18 protein-coding genes are annotated in these 20,291 nt (G+C 49.1%); 12 read left to right on the plus strand and 6 right to left on the minus strand.

What is annotated here, in order from left to right; all coding sequences use genetic code 11:
- Positions 1-5: 5 nt before the first annotated feature.
- From DFP83_RS02170 to DFP83_RS02180, 3 genes are read left to right on the plus strand one after another with little or no spacing between them, the layout of a single operon-like run.
- Complete coding sequence (locus DFP83_RS02170; RefSeq protein WP_110572708.1) at positions 6-1,028, plus strand: fumarylacetoacetate hydrolase family protein; 1,023 nt, start codon at positions 6-8, stop codon at positions 1,026-1,028.
- Between the two features lie 2 nt (positions 1,029-1,030).
- Positions 1,031-1,669, plus strand: a complete 639-nt coding sequence (maiA, locus tag DFP83_RS02175; protein ID WP_110572884.1) for a maleylacetoacetate isomerase — start codon at positions 1,031-1,033, stop codon at positions 1,667-1,669.
- An 11-nt stretch (positions 1,670-1,680) separates the two neighbouring features.
- Entirely contained in the window at positions 1,681-4,179 is a 2,499-nt protein-coding gene (locus DFP83_RS02180) for a S9 family peptidase (protein WP_110572710.1), read from the plus strand.
- Here DFP83_RS02180 and rrtA read toward each other — a convergent pair.
- Complete coding sequence (gene rrtA / locus DFP83_RS02185) at positions 4,176-4,760, minus strand: rhombosortase (RefSeq protein ID WP_157981510.1); 585 nt, start codon at positions 4,758-4,760, stop codon at positions 4,176-4,178. The two genes, DFP83_RS02180 and rrtA, sit on opposite strands and share 4 nt — an antisense overlap.
- A gap of 70 nt (positions 4,761-4,830) precedes the next feature.
- Between rrtA and ggt the strand changes: the two genes are divergently transcribed.
- Together ggt and DFP83_RS02195 are read left to right on the plus strand one after the other, a co-directional pair.
- Positions 4,831-6,630, plus strand: a complete 1,800-nt coding sequence (gene ggt / locus DFP83_RS02190; protein ID WP_110572714.1) for a gamma-glutamyltransferase — start codon at positions 4,831-4,833, stop codon at positions 6,628-6,630.
- Positions 6,631-6,638: 8 nt separating this feature from the next.
- Positions 6,639-7,133: a hypothetical protein gene (locus DFP83_RS02195; RefSeq protein ID WP_241971560.1), complete on the plus strand. Its 495-nt coding sequence runs from the start codon at positions 6,639-6,641 to the stop codon at positions 7,131-7,133.
- Positions 7,134-7,135: 2 nt separating this feature from the next.
- Here the strand turns inward: DFP83_RS02195 and DFP83_RS02200 are convergent, their stop codons facing one another.
- Positions 7,136-7,504, minus strand: a complete 369-nt coding sequence (locus DFP83_RS02200) for a histidine triad nucleotide-binding protein (RefSeq protein ID WP_110572716.1) — start codon at positions 7,502-7,504, stop codon at positions 7,136-7,138.
- Between the two features lie 65 nt (positions 7,505-7,569).
- Positions 7,570-7,893 carry a heat shock protein HspQ gene (hspQ, locus tag DFP83_RS02205; RefSeq protein ID WP_241971561.1) on the minus strand — a complete coding sequence of 108 codons (324 nt, stop codon included), beginning with the start codon at positions 7,891-7,893 and terminating at the stop codon, positions 7,570-7,572.
- A gap of 91 nt (positions 7,894-7,984) precedes the next feature.
- On the opposite strand from hspQ, the gene DFP83_RS02210 reads away from it, so the two are divergent.
- Positions 7,985-8,266: a PilZ domain-containing protein gene (locus tag DFP83_RS02210; protein ID WP_110572718.1), complete on the plus strand. Its 282-nt coding sequence runs from the start codon at positions 7,985-7,987 to the stop codon at positions 8,264-8,266.
- 10 nt (positions 8,267-8,276) lie between these two features.
- Here the strand turns inward: DFP83_RS02210 and metG are convergent, their stop codons facing one another.
- Complete coding sequence (metG, locus tag DFP83_RS02215) at positions 8,277-10,322, minus strand: methionine--tRNA ligase (protein ID WP_110572720.1); 2,046 nt, start codon at positions 10,320-10,322, stop codon at positions 8,277-8,279.
- Positions 10,323-10,411: 89 nt separating this feature from the next.
- Between metG and DFP83_RS02220 the strand changes: the two genes are divergently transcribed.
- A complete protein-coding gene (locus DFP83_RS02220) occupies positions 10,412-11,431 on the plus strand; it encodes an Mrp/NBP35 family ATP-binding protein (RefSeq protein ID WP_110572722.1) in 1,020 nt (339 codons plus the stop codon).
- Between the two features lie 22 nt (positions 11,432-11,453).
- The gene (dcd, locus tag DFP83_RS02225) at positions 11,454-12,041 is read left to right on the plus strand and encodes a dCTP deaminase (protein ID WP_110572724.1); all 588 of its coding nucleotides are present in this window, start codon (positions 11,454-11,456) and stop codon (positions 12,039-12,041) included.
- Here the strand turns inward: dcd and DFP83_RS02230 are convergent.
- Positions 12,038-12,931, minus strand: a complete 894-nt coding sequence (locus DFP83_RS02230; RefSeq protein WP_110572726.1) for a gluconeogenesis factor YvcK family protein — start codon at positions 12,929-12,931, stop codon at positions 12,038-12,040. The genes dcd and DFP83_RS02230 overlap by 4 nt on opposite strands.
- Positions 12,932-13,034: 103 nt before the next feature.
- Between DFP83_RS02230 and DFP83_RS02235 the strand changes: the two genes are divergently transcribed.
- The 4 genes from DFP83_RS02235 to DFP83_RS02250 all read left to right on the plus strand — a co-directional run bounded on the left by DFP83_RS02235 (position 13,035) and on the right by DFP83_RS02250 (position 17,122).
- The gene (locus DFP83_RS02235) at positions 13,035-14,432 is read left to right on the plus strand and encodes a protein adenylyltransferase SelO (protein WP_110572727.1); all 1,398 of its coding nucleotides are present in this window, start codon (positions 13,035-13,037) and stop codon (positions 14,430-14,432) included.
- A gap of 66 nt (positions 14,433-14,498) precedes the next feature.
- The gene (locus tag DFP83_RS02240) at positions 14,499-15,005 is read left to right on the plus strand and encodes a DUF192 domain-containing protein (RefSeq protein WP_110572729.1); all 507 of its coding nucleotides are present in this window, start codon (positions 14,499-14,501) and stop codon (positions 15,003-15,005) included.
- Positions 15,006-15,019: 14 nt separating this feature from the next.
- A complete protein-coding gene (locus DFP83_RS02245; protein WP_110572731.1) occupies positions 15,020-16,711 on the plus strand; it encodes a M28 family metallopeptidase in 1,692 nt (563 codons plus the stop codon).
- Positions 16,712-16,777: 66 nt separating this feature from the next.
- Positions 16,778-17,122, plus strand: a complete 345-nt coding sequence (locus tag DFP83_RS02250) for a DUF2371 domain-containing protein (RefSeq protein WP_110572733.1) — start codon at positions 16,778-16,780, stop codon at positions 17,120-17,122.
- Between the two features lie 60 nt (positions 17,123-17,182).
- Here the strand turns inward: DFP83_RS02250 and DFP83_RS02255 are convergent, their stop codons facing one another.
- Entirely contained in the window at positions 17,183-20,284 is a 3,102-nt protein-coding gene (locus tag DFP83_RS02255) for an efflux RND transporter permease subunit (RefSeq protein WP_110572735.1), read from the minus strand.
- Positions 20,285-20,291 lie beyond the last annotated feature (7 nt).

Below are 20,291 nucleotides of genomic sequence, written 5' to 3' on the forward strand. Positions count from 1 at the left end.
ACAATATGAAACTAGCAACCTATCGAAATGGTACGCGTGACGGTCAACTGATGGTCGTCAGCCGTGACTTAACTAAAGCGGTGGCAATTCCTGCTATTGCGAGTTGCATGCAAGAGCTCGTTGATAACTGGGATGAACTGGCACCAAAAGCTGACGCGGTTTATCAGTCACTAAATCAAGGTGACGTAGAAGGGTCTGTGACATTTGAACAGCATTTATGTGAGTCACCGTTACCGCGTGCTTATCAATGGGCCGATGGCAGCGCCTACGTTAATCACGTTGAGTTAGTGCGTAAAGCCCGTGGCGCCGAAATGCCGCCGAGCTTCTGGGAAGATCCGTTGATGTATCAAGGTGGTTCAGATGACTTCCTTGCGCCGCACGATGATATCGAGATGGCAAGTAACGAATGGGGCATCGATTTCGAGGGTGAAATCGCGATTATTACCGATGATGTGCCCATGGGCGTGCAAGCTCAAGATGCAGAACAGCACATCAAGCTGTTGATGCTCGTTAACGATGTTTCGCTGCGTGGTCTGATTCCAGGCGAGTTGGGTAAGGGCTTTGGTTTCTTCCAAAGCAAGCCGTCATCGGCGTTTTCACCCGTTGCAGTGACACCTGATGAACTTGGTGATGCGTGGAAAGACAGCAAAGTACATTTGCCATTGTTGTCGAATTACAACGGTAAGCCATTTGGTAAACCCAATGCGGGCGAAGATATGACGTTCAACTTTGCGCAATTGGTGGCACATGCCGCGAAAACCCGCCACTTAGGAGCGGGAGCAATCATTGGCTCGGGTACCGTGTCGAACAAACAAGGTACCGAGCATGGCACCGCTATTGCTGAAGGTGGCGTTGGCTACAGTTGTATCGCGGAAGTACGCATGATTGAGACCATTCGCGATGGTCAGCCAACGACAAAGTTTATGGATTTCGGTGACACGATCCACCTAGAAATGAAAAACGCCGATGGCGAATCAATCTTCGGTGCCATCGATCAAAAAGTGGTGCAATACACAGGACCTCAATAATGATGGAACTATACGGATACTGGCGCTCAAGCGCCAGTTTTCGTGTACGCTTAGGACTCGCGTTTAAACAGTGCGACTATACCTATCATCCGGTTCACCTCGTTAAAGATGGTGGTGAACAACATAGTGAGGCGTACCGAAAACTAAACCCTTCAGAGCTCGTACCTACGTTAATTGACGGTGACGTTAAGCTGAATCAGTCGCTTGCGATTATTGAATACCTTGATGAATGTTACCCAGAAAATCCTTTATTACCCGTCGATCGGGTTGCCAAAGCACAAGTGCGTGCGCTTGCCTACGATTTAGCCTGCGAATTGCAGCCGGTGACCAATTTACGCGTCTTGCAATACCTGACGGGCACTCTTAATTGTAGCGATGAGCAGAAGGTTGGCTGGATTCACCATTGGGTGAGCAAGAGCTTTAACGCATTTGAACAGCGCCTTGCCGATTATGCAGGTGATTATTGCTTCGGAAATTCGGTAACATTGGCAGATATTTGCTTATTGCCGCAAGTGTACAATGCGCAGCGGTTCAACGTACCTCTCGAGGACTACCCAAATCTGCAGCGTGTACACAGTAATTTGTTAAAATTAGACGCGGTTCAACAAGCATTACCCGAAAATCAACCCGACGCACAATAAAGGAAATCAGTATGCAAAAATCCCGTTTGGTGATCGCACTGAGCGCGGCGCTCGTCACTGCGTCTTGCGCATCCACGCAGAGCACGGTTGCGCAATCTACAACCACCGCCCCTCAGGCGCCCACTCCGGCGACCTTAAAAGCAGACCCATTGGCTTCGGCTGATGGTGTGGCGGAACTCACACTTGAGCAGATCATGGCCGATCCCGATTGGATGGGACGCTTCCCTGAGAACGCGTTTTGGAGTTTAGATGGACAAGATGTCCTGTTCTACCAAAAGCGTGAGGGCAGTGAAGTCCGCGATCTAATGATTATTAAAGGCGCGCAAGGTGAGCCCGAGACGGTTCCGCTATCAGAGCAACACCTGTACGTGGCGGATGAAAAAGAAGCCTCGGTGGCGGGCGACTGGTTGGCCTATACCTTTAAAGGCAACGTATTTGTGCGTTTCGGCAATGGCGAAGTGAAGCAACTGACCCGTGATAGCGAGCGTCAGCACAATCTGCAAGCCATGGCCGATGGTTCGTTGAGCTACCAACAAGGGCAGCAGTTTTATCGAATTGATGTCCGTTCAGGATTATCGCAACAAGTCGCCGATATTCAGTTTGCTGATGAGCCGCAAGCGAACAAAGCACCAGCAGATTATCTTGCGCAAGAAGAACAGAAATTGATTCAGTTTGTGCAGAAAGAACGTAAGAACCGCGCAGAGCAGTTCGAGTATCAGCAACAGCTACAACAACAAAATGCGACACTTGCACCGCAGGCTTTTTATTTAGATAAGCGTATGCAGTGGGTCGATGGGCGTTTGTCGCCAAATGGTCGCTATTTGTTGGTCGCCATGTCTGAGCCACAAAGCTGGCGTGACGAAGGCGACATCATGCCGAATTATATCACCGAAGACGGGCGTATTGAGCCAGAAAAGGTACGTCGTCGTGTTGCCGATGCTAAGCCACAACAGCATCAGTTAGTGTTGCTTGATTTACAAGACCATACGCAAACGAGTCTGACGTACAATACGCTTGAGGGCTGGAACGAAGACGTGCTTGCCGCGGTTAAAAAAGAGAACGCGAAAGCTGAAGGTAACGCTTACGAACCTAAAAAAGAACCACGTGCCATTCATTTGATGGCTGACTGGGGCTGGGAAAACGGCGCTATTCAGTGGAACGAAGATGGCTCAGAAGTGGCGGTCATGTTAGAGGCATGGGATAACAAAGATCGTTGGATTGCTACCGTCGACTTTGGTGCGAAGCAACTTGAGCAACAAGATCGTTTGCACGACGATGCATGGATTAACTACACCCACAATGAATTTGGGTGGGTCGATCAAGACACCCTCTGGTTTATGTCTGAAGCGGATGGCTATTCGCACCTGTATGCGCGTGACCTGGATGAGCAAACGACTCAGCTAACGCAAGGCAAGTACGTTGTTGAAGCACCGACATTGTCCGCCGACAACAGTCAGCTTTACTTCCAAGCGAATCAGCCGCACCCAGGTGTGTATGAAATTTACCGTGTTGCGGTTGATGGTTCGAGTGAGCCAGAGCCGTTGACCGATTTAGGTGGCATGACCGCTTTTGAGCTGAGTCCAAACAGTGATCAGTTGCTGCTAACCTATTCGACGCCGCTGATGCCACCCGAACTTTACGTCAAACAGACCGATGCAGCCGATGAGGCGCAACGTCTAACGCACACGGTATCTGAGAAGTTCTTGAGCATTGATTGGACGGCGCCCGAGTTGGTTGCGATTGACTCATCGCACGTTGAACACCCAATTTATACGCGCATTTATAAGCCTGAGGGCTTTGATGCAGAACGAGCAGAAGAATACCCTGCTGTCGTATTTATTCACGGTGCAGGTTATTTACAAAACGCGCATATGGGTTGGTCGGGTTACTTCCGTGAGTTTATGTTCCATAGCTTCCTTAATAAACAAGGCTATGTCGTCGCCGACCTGGATTACCGTGGCTCTAAGGGCTATGGACGTGATTGGCGAACCGCTATTTACCGTCAAATGGGAACGCCCGAAGTCGAAGACTTAGTGGACGTAGCCGACTGGTTGCAAGCCAATGCCAATGTTGATGGCGAGCGCATGGGTACTTACGGTGGCTCCTATGGCGGCTTCTTAACCTTTATGGCGTTGTTCAAAGAGCCAGGCTTGTTCCAGGCGGGATCGGCATTGCGTCCAGTGACTGACTGGGCTCATTACAACACCGGTTATACCTCGAATATCCTTAACTTGCCGCAAGATGACGCGATTGCGTATCGTCGTAGTTCGCCAATTTACTTTGCGGATGGGCTAGAGGATGCACTACTCATTAACTCGCCAATGGTCGATGACAACGTCTTCTTCCAAGACAGCGTGCGCCTTGTGCAACGTTTAATTGAGTTGAAGAAAACCGACTGGGAAACCGCGATCTATCCGGTGGAACCTCACGGTTTCCGTCAGCCTGAGAGCTGGTTGAATGAGTACCGTCGTATTTACAAGCTGTTTGAGGAAAACCTACAGCAGGATTAATCCTGCTGTGCTTTTTTTCTACGTACGGCGTCGGCAATCCGGCGCCGTTGTAGAAACCAAGTCAACGCTCCAGCAATGATGCCCGCTGCATGAATCAGTGCCACATCAGGGCCGACAAAATGAGCAGGCCTAAAGCCCATCAACTCGGCAATCACCTTGCCAAGCACAACGACAATAACCACCGCGTACCATGGCTGCTTCAACGCCACATTAATCAAGCAAACCAATAGCAAGCCATGCAAAACACCGGATAATCCCACATATTGCACTGTTTCTGGCCAAAGCCATAACAAACCACCGCTGAACACGCTAATGAGCAAGTAGTTATTGAACAGTTGGCGCATATCAAACTGTTCGTTAAAGATGCCGACGATGAGCGCCAAACCGGCCATATTGAACAACCAATGGTTCCAATCCAAATGGACGAGCGGGGCGCTGATTAAACTCCAGATACGCTCACTCAAGGCTGCGCTGTTGTACGTTAAAACGTCGTGGTATGGAAGCCATTGAATCACTGCTGACACAAGTATTAATAATGCGGCGGCCATGGCACCACTGGTGAGTGATTGGGTTTTGTTCATAAGCGTTTGCCTGTTCTCCAGTTGCTCCGTATGATAGAAGGCATTACTTGTACCAGATGTTAGGGCTATCATGAAGTCAATTAATACCTCGCATTGGATTTTATCATCCGTCGCTGCGGCGTTAATCGCAGCGTGCTCACCCGCACAAAACACCACCAGTACATCGGCTGCGCCACACGATGCAGAGCCTGCACAGGAGGCACGCGAGCCAGAAGCGGCGACCGGCTTTTCCGACAAGCAAGTCGTGGTCAGTGACCGCTACATGGTAACCGCGGCAAACCCGCATGCAGTTGAAGCCGGTTACAAGGTGTTAAAAGCCGGTGGTAGTGCGGTCGATGCCGCGATCGCGGTACAAGCGATGTTAGGGCTGACTGAGCCACAGTCATCGGGCATTGGCGGCGGAGCCTTTATTCTTTACTGGGATAATGAAGAGCAGAAACTATACACCGTCGACGCGCGCGAAACCGCGCCGATGGAAGCAACAGAGGCGTTGTTCCTTGATGAAGATGGCAATGCGCCCTCTTGGATTGAAGCGGTCGTGGGTGGACGTTCGGTGGGTACACCTGGTGTGCTGCGTGGTTTAGAGCTGGCGCATGACAAATGGGGAAAACTAGATTGGCAACCCTTGTTCGCTGATGCCATCGATATGGCAGAAAAAGGCTTTGAAGTGTCACCTCGGTTGGCGAAATTGGTTGAGAGTGAAATCAATCCTGGCGTTAAGAAAATGCCAACCATTTCAGACTATTTGTTTCCCAATGGGCAACCTATTGAAGCCGGATCAACCTTGGTGAACCAAGACTATGCCGACAGTTTAAGCCTAATTGCGGAGCAGGGGGCTGATGCGTTTTACCAAGGTCCACTTGCTAAAGACATTGTGGATGCCGTTCGTAACAGCCCAATTGCCCCAGGCGTATTGAGCACTCAAGATTTAGCCGAGTATCAGGCAGTGATTCGTGAGCCGGTCTGCGATGCATACCGCCAATATCAAGTGTGTGGTATGGGACCGCCGAGTTCGGGTGGCCTCACGACATTGCAAACCTTGGGCATCTTGCAAAACTACGATGTCTCATCATGGTCAGTGAACGGAGAGACCTTTGCTCACCATTTTACGCAAGCATCGCGCCTCGCTTTTGCGGATCGCAACCAATGGATCGCCGATCCTGACTTTGTATCGGTGCCGACCGCAGGTATGCTCAACGATGATTATCTTGCCAAGCGCGCCAAACAAATCGACGAAAACGACATGGAGAAGGCTAAGCCGGGCTTATATCTAAAGCCTGAGTATGAACAAGATATTGCCTATGAGCTGCCGAACACCAGCCACATGTCGATTGTGGATAGTGAAGGTAACGTTATCTCTATGACCACCAGTATTGAAATGGGTTTCGGTTCAACGGTGATGGCCGGTGGTTTTATTTTGAATAACCAGTTAACCGACTTCTCACTGACACCCATGGATAAAGCCGGACGTAAAATTGCCAACAGAGTGCAGCCGGGCAAGCGCCCTCGCAGTTCGATGTCGCCGACCATCGTATTAAATGAGTCGGGTAGTCAAGTGGTACATGCCTTGGGCTCGCCAGGCGGTAGTCGGATAATCAACTATGTGACTCAGACGTTGGTTGGACTGATTGACTGGGATCTCAATATGCAACAAGCGATTGACCTTGGTCATGTGACGAACCGCAACGATTACACCGCGCTCGAGAAGGGACGTGATATCGCAGAGTTGGAAAGCGCGTTGGAAAAACGTGGGCACGAGGTTAAAGTCATCGACTTAAACAGTGGTGTTCATGGCATTACAGTGTTGCCAAATGGACAGTTGCAAGGTGGCGCGGATCCGCGTCGTGAAGGTATTGTGATGGGTCAATAAGGTAGCGAGTGATGTACATTGTTCAGGCTAAACGACGTTTTTTCTCTGCTCTACTCGCTGCGGTGACGATGGGCTTCTTAGTGGGCTGCGAGCCTGCTAAGGAGACCAGCTATACCAACAGTATGGGTCAAGAGGCCAGTCACGAAACACAGAGCAAGATGCATGCTGCACTGAGTTTCTATTACTCAATCTACCGCGAAAATAACCTAAGTAAAGCAAAAGAATTTGCATCGCAACGGTTATCGCAATTACTCGAACATTATGGTTCGGTCAGTGCCGTACAACGGTACGTGCTTAATCGTTACTTTGACCGTGTGGAGATTTCCATCGACCCGGCTTCATTCGATGCCTACTTGAATCGAGATGATGAGCAACGTGTTACGCTGGTTTTTGATGGTCGTTACGATGGTGAGATGGTCAAAGACCGTCGAGATATCGTACTGGTGAAAGAGAACAATGCGTGGCGCGTGGATCAAATTCTCGACCCACGCTACCGGCCGTAATGCTAAACCTGTTTAGGCGTGTCCGTGTATGGCGGCCAGCCTAACGGTTTGCCTGCCAATAGATGCAAATGGATATGGTAGACCGACTGTCCGCCATGTTCGTTACAATTCATCACGCAACGGTATCCGTCTTTGGCGAAACCGTACTGCACGGCGAGTTTGCCCGCAACGACGTATAAATGACCGACAAGCCCAGCGTCGGCATCGTCGATATCGTTAATGGTTGCAATCGCCTTTTTGGGAATAATTAAAAGATGCACGGGGGCTTGCGGATTAATATCCTTGAACGCGAGCGCATGGTCATCTTCGTAGACGATATCCGCAGGAATCTCGCGATTAATAATCTTGGTGAAAATCGTTTCTTCTACCATAACCTTATGTCCCTTATAAGTACGTTACCCTCATGGTACATTTAGGCTCATAGTAGGGCAATGGATCAACTGTGTTTTTGTAATCCCGCTAGCGCAGGGTCGCTTATTTGTCGTAATAGCGATTGATTCACACGTGGTTGAGTTGCTAATTGCTCTAGGCAACTCTCGGCAACATAAGTTTGGATGGACGAATTTTTTACCAGTATCAGGTACCAAGGTTGGTTTTTACTCGCCCCAGAAAATACTTGGCGTTGATACCATTCGTCACTCAAGCTAAATGATGCGTCCACATCTACAACGACACCTTCATAACCATATAAACGATGTTTTACCGGTTGTCCAAGGTTAAAAGACGCACGCACAATAGAGTTTTGATTGTTATAAGCCACTATTTATCACCATCATGAAGCATTGTTATTTTCTTATCGGCCAGTGTGTGCTATTTCTGAACCTAAATATTTCTATTTTTGGGGCTAAACCATGCACGATGATGATAAACGCAGTGACCGTCGAGTGCCGATCAGAACATCCGCGATCGTTGAGGTAAGTGGCAAGACATATCACGGGGAGTGTTGTGACTTGAGCGCGCATGGTGTTTTATTGATTTTGCCAGAGCGGCTCGATGTTGGCGTGATGTTTGATATTGCGGTGAAGGCAGCAGGCTCAACGGCTGACTTAAGAGCCACCGGTATCGTCGTACGTGTCGACGATACCGGGGAATCAGGCTACGAACATGGATGTAAACTCATCGATGTATCTTAGCCTGATGGGGTTACATGACGCGCATACCTGGCTTTGCACCTTCATGCGGGTTGAGGATATAAATCTCATCTTTACCTGGACCCGCTGCGAGCACCATGCCTTCTGACATACCAAAACGCATTTTCCGAGGGGCTAAGTTAGCGACCATCACCGTATGCTGACCAATCAGTTTCTCTGGCGCGTAAGCTGATTTAATACCTGCAAACACTTGGCGTTGCTCGCCACCTAAATCCAGTGTGAGTTTAAGTAACTTATCTGCACCCTCGACATGTTCAGCATTCACAATCAGCGCAACACGTAAATCGACTTTGGCAAACTCGTCAAAGTTGATGGTTTCAGCAATCGGCTCTTTAGTGAGCTCATCGTTCACCTCTGCTTTTACCGCAGGTGTTGCTTCGGCAGTCGCCTGTTGTTCTTTTGAGTCTTCTAACATCTGCTCAATATCCTTCATTTCTACGCGTTGCATGAGCGCTTTAAATTTATCAATCGGGTGGTCGGTTAATGCATGCTTGTGGCTGTCCCAGGTAAACTGGTCATTCAAGAAGGTTTGCACCGACTGAGACAACTCTGGCACGACTGGGGTCAAATACACCATCAGCGTACGGAATAAGTTGATACCTAACGAGCAAATATCATGCACTTCGTTCGCTGCATCAGGGTTTTTGATCAACTGCCACGGTTCTTTATCAGCAATATACTGGTTAGCGCGGTCCGCAAGTGTCATGATTTCACGCATCGCTTTTGAGAATTCACGCTGTTCGTACAGCGCCGCAATCTCAGTCCCCGCGTTTTGGAAATCTTCTAACAGTGCTGAGTCGGCAATCGAAGCCGAAAGTTTGCCGTCAAATTTCTTGGTAATGAAGCCTGCACAACGGCTCGCAATATTAATCACTTTACCGACTAAATCGGAATTTACGCGTTGCGCAAAGTCAGTCAGGTTTAAGTCTAAATCGTCGATGCGGCTCGTCAGCTTAGCGGCAAAATAATAGCGCAAATATTCTGGGTTTAGGTGATCAAGATAGGTGCGTGCTTTAATGAACGTACCCTTTGACTTGGACATTTTAGTGCCGTTAACGGTAATAAAACCATGCGCCCAGATATTAGTAGGCTGGCGGAATTGCGCGCCTTTTAGCATCGCTGGCCAGAACAAGCTGTGGAAGTAGATAATGTCTTTGCCAATGAAGTGATAGACTTCCGCATTACTATCGGCTTGCCAATACTCATCCCAGTTGGCGTTACCGGTGGTATCACAATAGTGTTTAAAGCTACTCATGTAGCCAATCGGCGCATCGAGCCAAACATAAAAATATTTGTCTTCGGTGCCGGGGATTTTAAACCCGAAATAAGGCGCATCACGCGAGATATCCCAACGTTGCAAGCCTTGTTCAAACCATTCATTAAGCTTGTTCGCCATTTCACCCTGCAGTGAACCTGAGCGGGTCCAACTCTTAAGCATGTCGCCAAAAGCGGGTAGGTCAAAAAAGTAGTGCTCTGATTGACGTAGCTCAGGGGTCGCTCCCGATACCACCGAGCGTGGGTTTTTCAGATCCGTTGGTGCATAGGTCGCACCGCACACATCACAATTGTCGCCATATTGATCTTCAGCGCCGCACTCAGGGCAGTCGCCTTTAACAAAGCGATCCGGTAAGAACATGTTTTTTTCAGGATCATATAACTGCTCGATGACTTCAGTTTTGATATGACCTGCCTCATCGAGGCGCTGATAGATGGTTTCTGCCAGCGTTTTGTTCTCTTCACTGTGGGTGCTGTAATACTCATCAAAGCCAATATTGAAACCGGCAAAATCGGCTTCATGTGAGCGTTGCATATCGCCTATCATTTGCTCTGGGGTAATACCCAGTTGCTGAGCTTTCAGCATAATGGGCGTACCATGGGCATCGTCTGCGCACATGTAGTGGCATTCGTTACCACGCAGTTTCTGATAACGAACCCAAATATCGGCTTGGATATAGCCCAAAAGATGACCAATATGAATTGGACCGTTCGCGTACGGTAACGCGTTTGTCACCAAAATTTTACGATCAGTGTGGCTCATGCGAGAATTAGCTTCCATCGGTGTTATGATTAGATAATGCTAAATATTATCATAGGATGCGCATGATACACAGAGCCAAGAGGTGGCTGATGAAGTCGTTTTCAGCAAAAAATGAACAACTGGTAGCGTTACTGTCTGATTTAGCTCATCCCGCGTGCGAGCATGGTATTCATCCTGATTGGCTAAGTCTGGATAGCGATACCAAGGAAGCCAAACTGACCTTTCCGTTTGCGATTGATAAACCTTCGTTGATTGCCGCTATGGATAACGATCCAGATTTATCCGCATGGCAGTGGACAATCGATTGCCAGATTAAACGCTTAGCCAACAGTAAACCTGACTTACCGATGAAAACCGGTAATGTGATCGTCGTGTCGTCGGGCAAGGGGGGCGTCGGCAAGTCATCTGTGAGTGTATCACTGGCACTCGCCTTGAGCCGCATGGGCGCACGTGTCGGGTTGCTAGACGCCGATATCTATGGACCGTCGATTCCGACCATGTTGGGTAAGCCTGAACACAAGCTCGAAGTAAAAAATGATAAGTTGCAGCCTATTAAGTACGAGCAATTAAGTGCCAACTCAATCGGCTATTTAGTGGACGATAACGATGCCACGATTTGGCGCGGTCCGATGGCGAGTCGTGCTCTGCAGCAATTGTTTAACGATACCGACTGGGGGCTGTTAGATTATTTAATTGTCGACATGCCGCCAGGAACCGGTGATATTCAACTGACCATGGCACAACAACTGCCGGTAACCGGTGCAGTGGTGGTAACAACACCACAAAATGTCGCACTCAAAGATGCGGAAAAAGGTGCCAGCATGTTTGAGCGTCTTGAGATACCCTTAATTGGTGTATTAGAAAATATGAGTTACTTTGAGTGTGGTCATTGTGGCACGCCCACCTACCTATTTGGTCAAGGGGGTGGCGAGCAATTGGCGCGACGTCATGCAGTCAAGACATTAGGGCAGTGGCCATTGACACCTGAATTTGGTGCGCAGCTTGACGCGTTGCAAAAGCAGACAACACTCGAGTTATCAGCATTACAAAAGCAAACCGCGCAACGCGTGGTGGCCGAACTCTATCACCTCAAGCAGCAATCGGTGTAAGATAAATAAAAAAGGGGATGATATGCGCTTAACGGATCATGAAATTGAACAAGCTCTAGCAGATGGACGAATTGGCATTGAGCCGACACCGAGCCAACAGAATATATCGGGTGTAACGCTCGACATTCATTTGGGCAGTGAGTTTCGTGTATTACAGGATCATGCCGCTGCATACATTGATATCAGTGGTTCACGCGCCGATATTGAGGCAGCCATTCACGAGGTGATGAGTGATGAAATCAACCTCAAACCTGACCAAGCATTTTTTATTCACCCAGGTGAATTTGCCTTAGCGGTGACTCATGAATCGATTCACTTACCTGATGACATGGTGGGTTGGCTCGATGGTCGATCGTCGCTGGCACGTTTGGGCTTAATGGTACACGTAACCGCACACCGAATCGATCCCGGTTGGAAAGGGCAAATTGTACTGGAGTTTTATAATGGCGGGAAATTGCCATTGGCGTTGCGTCCAGGAATGAAAATTGGGGCGATTAGCTTTGAACAGTTAAGCGGTCCGTGCGCACGCCCTTACAATAAACGCGCCGATGCTAAGTATAAAGACCAGCAGGGCGCTGTTGCCTCTCGTATCTCAGCAGATGGCGGCTAAGCCGCCGTTCTTAGCTGTTTTAATAGCTGATTGAGCTGAGCTAAAAGGACATCGGTGTCATGGCGGTAATGAACGTCATGATCGGACTTTAACTCACCTATTTGTGGAATGTTTACACTGGGATCAGCAAAATTAGTCAGGACCGCGTCGATAACCGGCGCGCCGACATGTTGTTCAATAAACGCGAGTTTATCGCCCACGCTCATCGCGCCTGCGGGGCCTTTCTCATGCACAAGGTTATCAATAAACACGACCCGTCCTCGCGTAGCCGCTAATGCCTCACCAATTTTAGGTACGAGTAAGGGCGGCAAAACCGAAGTGAGAAAACTACCGGGACCTAAAATAACCAGCTCGCTTTTCTTAATGTGCTGCAGCACTTCAGGCGTAGCAATGGCATCATTTGTAAGCTTGAGCGAACGCGGTAACTGCGGCAAGTTATCAATTAAGATTTCACCATGGCATTCAATGTCGTCTTGCGTCACTGCAATCAGGTCGGTCGGACACTCGGACATCGGCAATAACCGCGTATCCACGTTTAACAGCCGGCTGAGAAGGTGAATACCGTCTGATGGTCGCGCACTGATTTGATCCAAGGTGTGTAGTAGTAAATTGCCAAAATTGTGTCCAGCAAGCGGGTCGTCGCCACTAAAGCGGTAATTGAGTACTTGAGCAGCTAAAGGTTGCTCGACCAACTGCGATAGACAATTGCGAATGTCACCCCACGCAATACAGTCATGAGACTGGCGCAATAAGCCAGTGGCACCACCGTTGTCGGTGGTGGTCACCACACCCACTAAGCGGTGCTTGAGAAAGCGCAGTGACGAAAGTACGCGACCTAAGCCATGCCCGCCACCAATGGCGGTAACGCGTTTAAGCGTTGATAGTTGCATTGAATTAACCCAGCAATGGTATGATACATGATAAACGAATGTGTAAAACGATAGCGCATTTAAACTTTAAAGCGCAAGTGCCACGCCACTTATAAGGAGTTTTATGAGCCTAGTGCTAACGCAAGCGTATGCCACCGACTTTCCAAGTTTAGTACGCGCGCATACCGTTGAACCCTTGGCTGGCGCAAGACTATCACTGTTTAATCAGCCACTTGCACACCAGTTAGGAGTTGCAGAGGAGGATGTTGGGCAGCTACGCGAGTGGTGTCTCGGTAACCCTCCTGTACACGGTCATGCACAAAAATACGTGGGTCATCAATTTGGGGTTTTCAATCCTGACCTAGGTGATGGACGCGGTGTTTTATTGGGCGAGTTAACTGATCAGCAAGGTCAGTCATGGGATTTACACCTAAAAGGCGCTGGAGCCACTGCGTTTAGTCGTGGTGGCGACGGTCGAGCCGTGTTGCGCTCGAGTCTGCGTGAATATATTGCCAGTGAAGCTTTTCAGCACTGGGGGATCCCGACAACGCGCGCCTTGGCATTGGTGAGCTCACAGCACGGTGTGCAGCGTGAACGGTTGGAGCCCGGAGCTATGCTAACCCGAGTCGCCAAAACACACGTACGCTTTGGACATTTCGAATATTGCTACAGTAAACGCTTAGTCAACGAACAACAGCAGTTGTGGCAACATGTGATGCAGCGTTGTTGGCCTCACCTCGCTGATGCCGAACCTATTGAACAATTTCGCGCGGTCGTTAAAGCGACTGCCGAAATGATAGCGGACTGGCAGGCGTTCGGCTTTATTCATGGTGTGATGAACACTGACAATATGAGTATTTGTGGCGAGACCTTTGATTTTGGCCCTTATACTGTATTTGACCGCTTTAATCCTCAGCAGATTTTTAACCATACCGACCACCGCGGTCGTTATGGCTTTTTAAGACAGCCAAGTGTCGGGTTGTGGAATCTACAGCGCTTGAGTCAGGCGCTTTCTTTGATACTCCCGGCGGATGTGTTAGCGCCTGTTGTCACAGAATATGAGGACTATTTACAGCAGCGTTACCTCAAGCGCATGAGTGCGCGATTAGGACTTATTCAAGGTGATGAACAAACCGCGTTTGCATTAATTGGCGAGTGGATGGGGTTAATGCAACGCTTCGAGTGGGACTTCCAAGATAGCTTTATTATGCTGCAAGACATTAATAGCGGCGCGCGTGCGATGCCCGATGAACCGTTATTTAAAGCGTGGTTTGACCGCTACCTGACATACAATCAACAACAACCGCAACAGGCATCGATGCAGCAGACAAATCCACGTATCTCATTGCGTAATCACCATTTAGCGGAGGTTATAGGGCACGCGGAGCAGGGCGACTGGGAGCCAGCGCGCAGCTATCTCGCAGCGTTAACCGGTAAGGCGGTCAGTGATGAATCGTTCAAGCACTGGCAACAGCCGCCCAACGATAATCAGCAAGTGACCTCGCTGTCGTGTTCGAGTTAGCGGCAGCATTGCGATTTATAGCGGGATAGGACACAATCAAGAGATTCCATTTAAGGACAATGAACCATGAGTAAGTTAATCTTTTTAGGGTTAGTCAGTGCGTTAAGTTCGGGCGCACTCGCGCAGCAGTGGTCAGTGCCGCAACCACAGGAATTCGAACAAGGCTATGTATGTCTCGAGGGCGTTTCGCAACCGATACAAGTTGAGTTTGCGGACACAGTTGCGCAGCAAGCGCGAGGCTTGATGGAGCGGACCGAGTTGGGAGAATACTCGGGTATGCTATTTCGTTACCCAAGCGAGCGTCCAGGGGGTTCGGGCTTTTGGATGTACCAAACATTAATACCGCTGGATATTGCGTACTTGGCCGAAGACGGGAGCATTGTCAAAACCTTCACGATGATGCCGTGTGGCAGTGATGACCCTCGTCAATGTCGCAGTTACGCGCCTGGCGAACCTTATCATGATGTACTTGAACTGAATGCCGGGTTTTTAGCAAAACACGATATTCGAATGGGCGATCACGTGCAGGTGAATCCGCCGCTCAATGAAAACGAGCAGTGTCATAATAACTAAAAAGGGGAGAAGCGATGAAACCACTCATCATCAGCGCGGTCGCATTGGCCGTGTTAACCGCGTGTGGTCCGCAGCAGTCTGAGCAAAAGACAACGACGGAACAAACCAGCGCCGAAAAACAGCCGGCTGATTTAACAGGATCAGCGTTTAATCCTAATTTTCGCGATTACCTCAAAACTATAGCTTCGGATGAGTTTGAAGGACGCGAGCCGGCATCTGCGGGCGAAGAAAAGGTCGTCTCATTTATCGAGAACCATTTCCGCGAGTGGGGATTAAAGCCGTTTGATAAAGAAAAGGACAGTTATCGTCAGCCATTCCCGCTAGTAAAAATTATGCCGTATAAAGTAAGCGACATGTCATTTAGCGGAGAAAATGCGCCGGAAACCATGAATTACCGCACCGAAATGATGGCGTGGACAATGCAAGTCACTGAAGAAGTCGATTTAAGTGACAGTGAAATGGTGTTTGTCGGTTACGGTATTGTCGCACCTGAGTACGACTGGAACGACTATGAAGGCCTTGATGTTGAGGGCAAAACGGTGGTCATGTTTGTCAACGACCCAGGCTACGCGACACAAGACCCTGAACTCTTCAATGGTAATGCGATGACGTATTACGGACGCTGGACATACAAGTATGAAGAGGCGGCGCGTCAGGGCGCAGCGGGTGCACTGATTATTCACGAAACGGGTCCAGCCGGCTACGGTTGGGGTGTCGTTGCAGGTGGTTCACCAGTGCGGTTTGATTTAAAGCGTGAAAACAACAACATGGATCGCGCAAAAATTGAGGGTTGGATTACCACCGAAAGCGCTGAAGCACTTTTTGCAAAACAAGGCATGACACTTGAAGATGCCCGTAAAAAGGCATTAGACAAAGAATTCGAAGCAATGCCATTGAACGCACAAGCGTCCGTATCTGTGAAAAACAAGTTTGAATTCCTTGATACCAATAACGTGGTTGGTTACATCGAGGGAACCAAATATCCAGAGGAGCATGTTATCTATATGGCTCACCACGATCATTTGGGTACCGATCCGGTACGTGAAGATGATCCGATTTACAACGGTGCGCAGGATAATGCGTCAGGTACAGCGGGCTTACTTGCGATTGCTGAGAAGTTTGCGCAACAACCTGCACCTGAGCGTTCTATTGTGTTTGCCGCTGTTGGTGCAGAGGAAAGTGGGCTGTTAGGTTCAGCTTGGTATGCAGATCATCCGTTGTTCCCCCTTGCAAAAGCAGTCGGTGGCATCAATATGGATGTTATGAACGTTTATGGACCGATGAAAGACTTGGTCGTGGTGGGTTATGGTAACTCAGAAATGGATGAGTACGTAAAACCATTCATTGATGAGCAAGATCGTTACTTAACGCCGAACCCAACACCTGAAGCGGGCTTTTTCTATCGTTCAGATCACTTTAACTTGGCGAAAAAAGGCGTGCCTATGTTGTACGCAAAAGGCGGGAACGACCATATCACCAAAGGTAAAGAGTGGACTGAAGAGCAACGTGCAAAATATGTCGCTGAGGCTTACCATAAGCCAGCGGATGAGTTTGATCCCGATTGGGATTTGCGCGGCACGCAACAAGATTTGTCAGCGTTCTATCAGTTAGGTCGTTCGCTTGCGAACTCACGAGACTGGCCACAGTGGGCTGAGGGTAATGAGTTCGAAGCAACGCGTAAAGAAACCGAAGAGCAGCGTAAGTAATCTGTTTGCAGGCGGAACGGATTGTTAACGGTGTTGTCCTAGTAGAAAGAGGATTGAGGAGTACCTATGAATCAGTACAAAAACCGAATCTATGTCCGCCAAGCGAATTCAGGTGGTAGCATTTTGGGCCGTATTCTTGGCGTCATTATGCTACTTGCTATTGTCGGTTTCTCGATTGCATTTGGTTTGATTATTCTTGCCGTCGGGTTTGTCTTGCTTATCCCTGTGATGTGGAAACAACGTCATGCGATAAAGCAGATGTGGCAGATGCGTAAACAAGCCAAACAACAGTTTGAGCAGCAACGCCAAGCCCAGCAAGAGGCAGAAAGTCATCATACCGAACGCGATAGTCAAGGTTCCGTTATTGATGGCGAATACAAAGATTTATCCGATTCAAAAGATAAGTCATAAAGCAATTAAGTAAAAAAAGCCCAGCTAAAAATAGCTGGGCTTTTTTGTGTCTTAACGTTGTTACTCTTCTTGTTGCTTGGGTGGGAACACCTTACGCACCGCATAGAAGAATAGTGGAACGAAGAAGATAGCCAGTACTGTACCACCAAGCATACCCCCGATGACACTGGTACCAATGGCGTTACGACTTGCTGCGCCGGCGCCAGAGCTGAGTGCCAATGGCATCACACCAAAGATAAATGCCAGTGATGTCATTAGGATTGGACGTAGACGCAAACGGACCGCTTCGAGCGTCGCTTCTAACAAGTCCTTACCTTGCTCCTGTAGGTCTTTGGCGAATTCTACAATCAAGATTGCGTTCCGCGCCGAAACACCCACCGTCGTTAACAGACCGACTTGGAAGTAAACGTCGTTTTGGATACCGCGCAACATGGTTGCAATAACGGCGCCTAAGATACCCAAAGGCACAACCAGCATCACTGAGAATGGAATCGACCAACTCTCATAGAGTGCCGCCAAGCACAGGAATACGACAAAGATGGAGATGGTGTACAGGATAGGGGCAAAGTCACCTGACTGTCGCTCCTGCAATGAGGTACCTGTCCACTCATAACCAATACCGTTAGGCAGTTTACTGATCAACTGCTCCATCGCCATCATCGCTTCACCGGATGAGTAACCCGCGGCTGCTTGACCTTGGATCTCCATTGCCGATACGCCATTGTAGCTTTCGATACGCTGCGGACCATAGGTCCATTCCCAGCTTGCGAACGAGCTGAACGGTACCATGTCGCCTTGGTTGTTACGCACGTACCACTCACTGACATCTTCCGGCAGCATACGTGCGTTTGCTTCACCTTGCAGGTAAACGCGCTTCACACGACCGCGGTCGATAAAGTCATTGATGTACGACGAACCCCAAGCAGCACTGAGCGTATTATTGATATTCTCAATCGTTAAGCCCAACGCAGTGGCTTTTTCGTAGTCAACATCAATTTTGAGCTGCGGTGCATCTTCCAAGCCGTTTGGACGCACTTGCTCCAAAATCGGATTTTCAGCGGCCATGCCGAGCAATTGGTTACGCGCATCAAGTAAGGCTTGATGGCCCAAATTACCCCGATCCTGTAAGTACAAGTTAAAGCCCGTTGCCGTACCGAGTTCAGGAATAGGCGGTAAGTTAAAGGCAAAGATCATCGCCTCTTTTACGCTCGCGAAGAAGCCAAACGCACGCCCAATCACATCGGTAACGTCTTGATCTTCGGTTCGTTCACTCCAGTCTTTTAATCGTACGAACGCAATACCGTTGTTTTGGCTTCGACCCGAGAAACTAAAACCAACCACCGAGAAGACCGATTGCACCGCATCTTCTTCGTTGAGGTAGTAGTTTTCGATACGGTCCATGACCGCTACGGATTGCTCCATGGTTGAACCCACGGGCAGTTGCATTTGGGTTAGGAATACACCACGGTCTTCGTCGGGTAAGAATGCCGATGGTAGACGCGTGAATAAGAACGCCAACACAGCAACCAAACCAAGATACAACACGCCAAAGCGGATGGTCCGACGCAGAATCGAGTGCACGCTATCGCGGTATTTCAGAGTAGCTTTTTGCAACGTACGGTTAAACCAACCGAGCGGTCCCCAACCACCATTTTCTTTATGTTTGACAGGTTTAAGTAAGGTCGCACATAACGCAGGTGAGAAGATAATAGCAACTAATACCGATAGCCCCATTGAGGTAATAATGGTCAATGAGAACTGACGATAAACGGCACCGGTCGCACCTGGGAAGAACGCCATAGGTGCGAATACGGCTGCCATAACCACACCAATAGCAACGAGCGCTCCGGTGATTTGCCCCATGGATTTAATCGTCGCTTGTTTCGGCGACAAACCTTCCTCGGACATCAATCGCTCAACGTTCTCTACAACAACGATAGCATCGTCAACCAAGAGACCGATGGACAGCACCATACCAAACATGGTGAGGGTGTTAATGGAGAAGCCTGCGATCGCCATGACCCCCATCGTACCCAAGATAACCACGGGAATGGCGAGGGTAGGGATGAGCGTCGCCCGAAGGTTTTGCAGGAACACGAACATCAACACGAATACCAAAATAATGGCTTCGATAAGCACCTGAGCAACCTCACTGATCGAGATTTTGATGAACGGCGTGGTATCGTAAGCCGTAACCATCTTCATCCCATCAGGGAAGTAAGGCTCTAATTCTTCAACGGTCTGCTTCACTGCTTCGGCGGTTGCAAGTGCGTTGGCACCTGTTTGTAGCTGAATCGCCAAACCAGTAGCCGGGTTGCCATTATAGTTTGCTTGAATCGCGTAGTTTTCCGCACCTAACTCAACACGAGCAACATCTTTCAAACGCACTTGCGAGCCATCAGGTAACACTTTAAGCAAAATGTTTTCAAACTGATCAGGCTCGGACATACGTGTCTGCGCGATGATCGTCGCGTTTAAACGTTGTCCTTCAACCGCCGGTGCTCCGCCGAGCTGGCCAGCGGCGACCTGTGCGTTTTGAGCACGGATGGCAGATTGCAGTTCAGCAATTGTCATGTTGTAGTTCACTAACGCATCGGGCTTAACCCAAATACGCATCGCATAGGGTGCACCAAAAATCTGCACACTACCTACGCCTTCAGTACGTGAAACGGCATCCTGCACGTTAGACGCTAAATAATCGCTTAAGTCTGTTTGTTCATAACGGTCATCCTCCGCCACCATGGCGAGCACCATCAAGAACGAGCTGCTTGATTTACTGACAGTAATCCCTTGCTGTTGCACTTCCTGAGGCAACTGTGGCGTGGCCTGGGAGAGTTTATTCTGGACCTGTACCTGTGCGATATCCGGGTCAGTGCCCGAAGCAAAGGTTAAGCTAACGGTCGCACTGCCAGCGTTACTTTGTGAGGAGAAGTATAATAGGTTATCAACACCGGTCATGTTCTGCTCAATCACCTTGGTGACGGTATTGGCAACCGTTTCGGCGTTGGCACCCGGGTAGTTAACCTGAATCTCAACCGCAGGCGGTGCAATCGTTGGATACTGCGCGATAGGGAGCTGGATCAAAGAGATCGTCCCCGCGAGCATCACCAAAATTGCAATCACCCACGCAAATATGGGTCGATTAATAAAAAACTTTGCCATTATGACG

The organism is Idiomarina fontislapidosi (assembly GCF_003226255.1).
Lineage (GTDB): Bacteria > Pseudomonadota > Gammaproteobacteria > Enterobacterales > Alteromonadaceae > Idiomarina > Idiomarina fontislapidosi.

Coding starts and splice junctions, on each gene's coding strand:
- DFP83_RS02170 (WP_110572708.1), top strand. CDS start 6: ATGAAACTAGCAACCTATCGAAATGGTACGCGTGACGGTCAACTGATG.
- maiA (WP_110572884.1), top strand. CDS start 1,031: ATGGAACTATACGGATACTGGCGCTCAAGCGCCAGTTTTCGTGTACGC.
- metG (WP_110572720.1), bottom strand. CDS start 10,322: ATGAGCCACACTGATCGTAAAATTTTGGTGACAAACGCGTTACCGTAC.
- DFP83_RS02235 (WP_110572727.1), top strand. CDS start 13,035: ATGAGCCTAGTGCTAACGCAAGCGTATGCCACCGACTTTCCAAGTTTA.
- rrtA (WP_157981510.1), bottom strand. CDS start 4,760: ATGAACAAAACCCAATCACTCACCAGTGGTGCCATGGCCGCCGCATTA.
- DFP83_RS02255 (WP_110572735.1), bottom strand. CDS start 20,284: ATGGCAAAGTTTTTTATTAATCGACCCATATTTGCGTGGGTGATTGCA.
- dcd (WP_110572724.1), top strand. CDS start 11,454: ATGCGCTTAACGGATCATGAAATTGAACAAGCTCTAGCAGATGGACGA.
- DFP83_RS02250 (WP_110572733.1), top strand. CDS start 16,778: ATGAATCAGTACAAAAACCGAATCTATGTCCGCCAAGCGAATTCAGGT.
- DFP83_RS02230 (WP_110572726.1), bottom strand. CDS start 12,931: ATGCAACTATCAACGCTTAAACGCGTTACCGCCATTGGTGGCGGGCAT.
- ggt (WP_110572714.1), top strand. CDS start 4,831: ATGAAGTCAATTAATACCTCGCATTGGATTTTATCATCCGTCGCTGCG.
- DFP83_RS02245 (WP_110572731.1), top strand. CDS start 15,020: ATGAAACCACTCATCATCAGCGCGGTCGCATTGGCCGTGTTAACCGCG.
- DFP83_RS02200 (WP_110572716.1), bottom strand. CDS start 7,504: ATGGTAGAAGAAACGATTTTCACCAAGATTATTAATCGCGAGATTCCT.
- DFP83_RS02220 (WP_110572722.1), top strand. CDS start 10,412: ATGAAGTCGTTTTCAGCAAAAAATGAACAACTGGTAGCGTTACTGTCT.
- DFP83_RS02180 (WP_110572710.1), top strand. CDS start 1,681: ATGCAAAAATCCCGTTTGGTGATCGCACTGAGCGCGGCGCTCGTCACT.
- DFP83_RS02210 (WP_110572718.1), top strand. CDS start 7,985: ATGCACGATGATGATAAACGCAGTGACCGTCGAGTGCCGATCAGAACA.
- DFP83_RS02240 (WP_110572729.1), top strand. CDS start 14,499: ATGAGTAAGTTAATCTTTTTAGGGTTAGTCAGTGCGTTAAGTTCGGGC.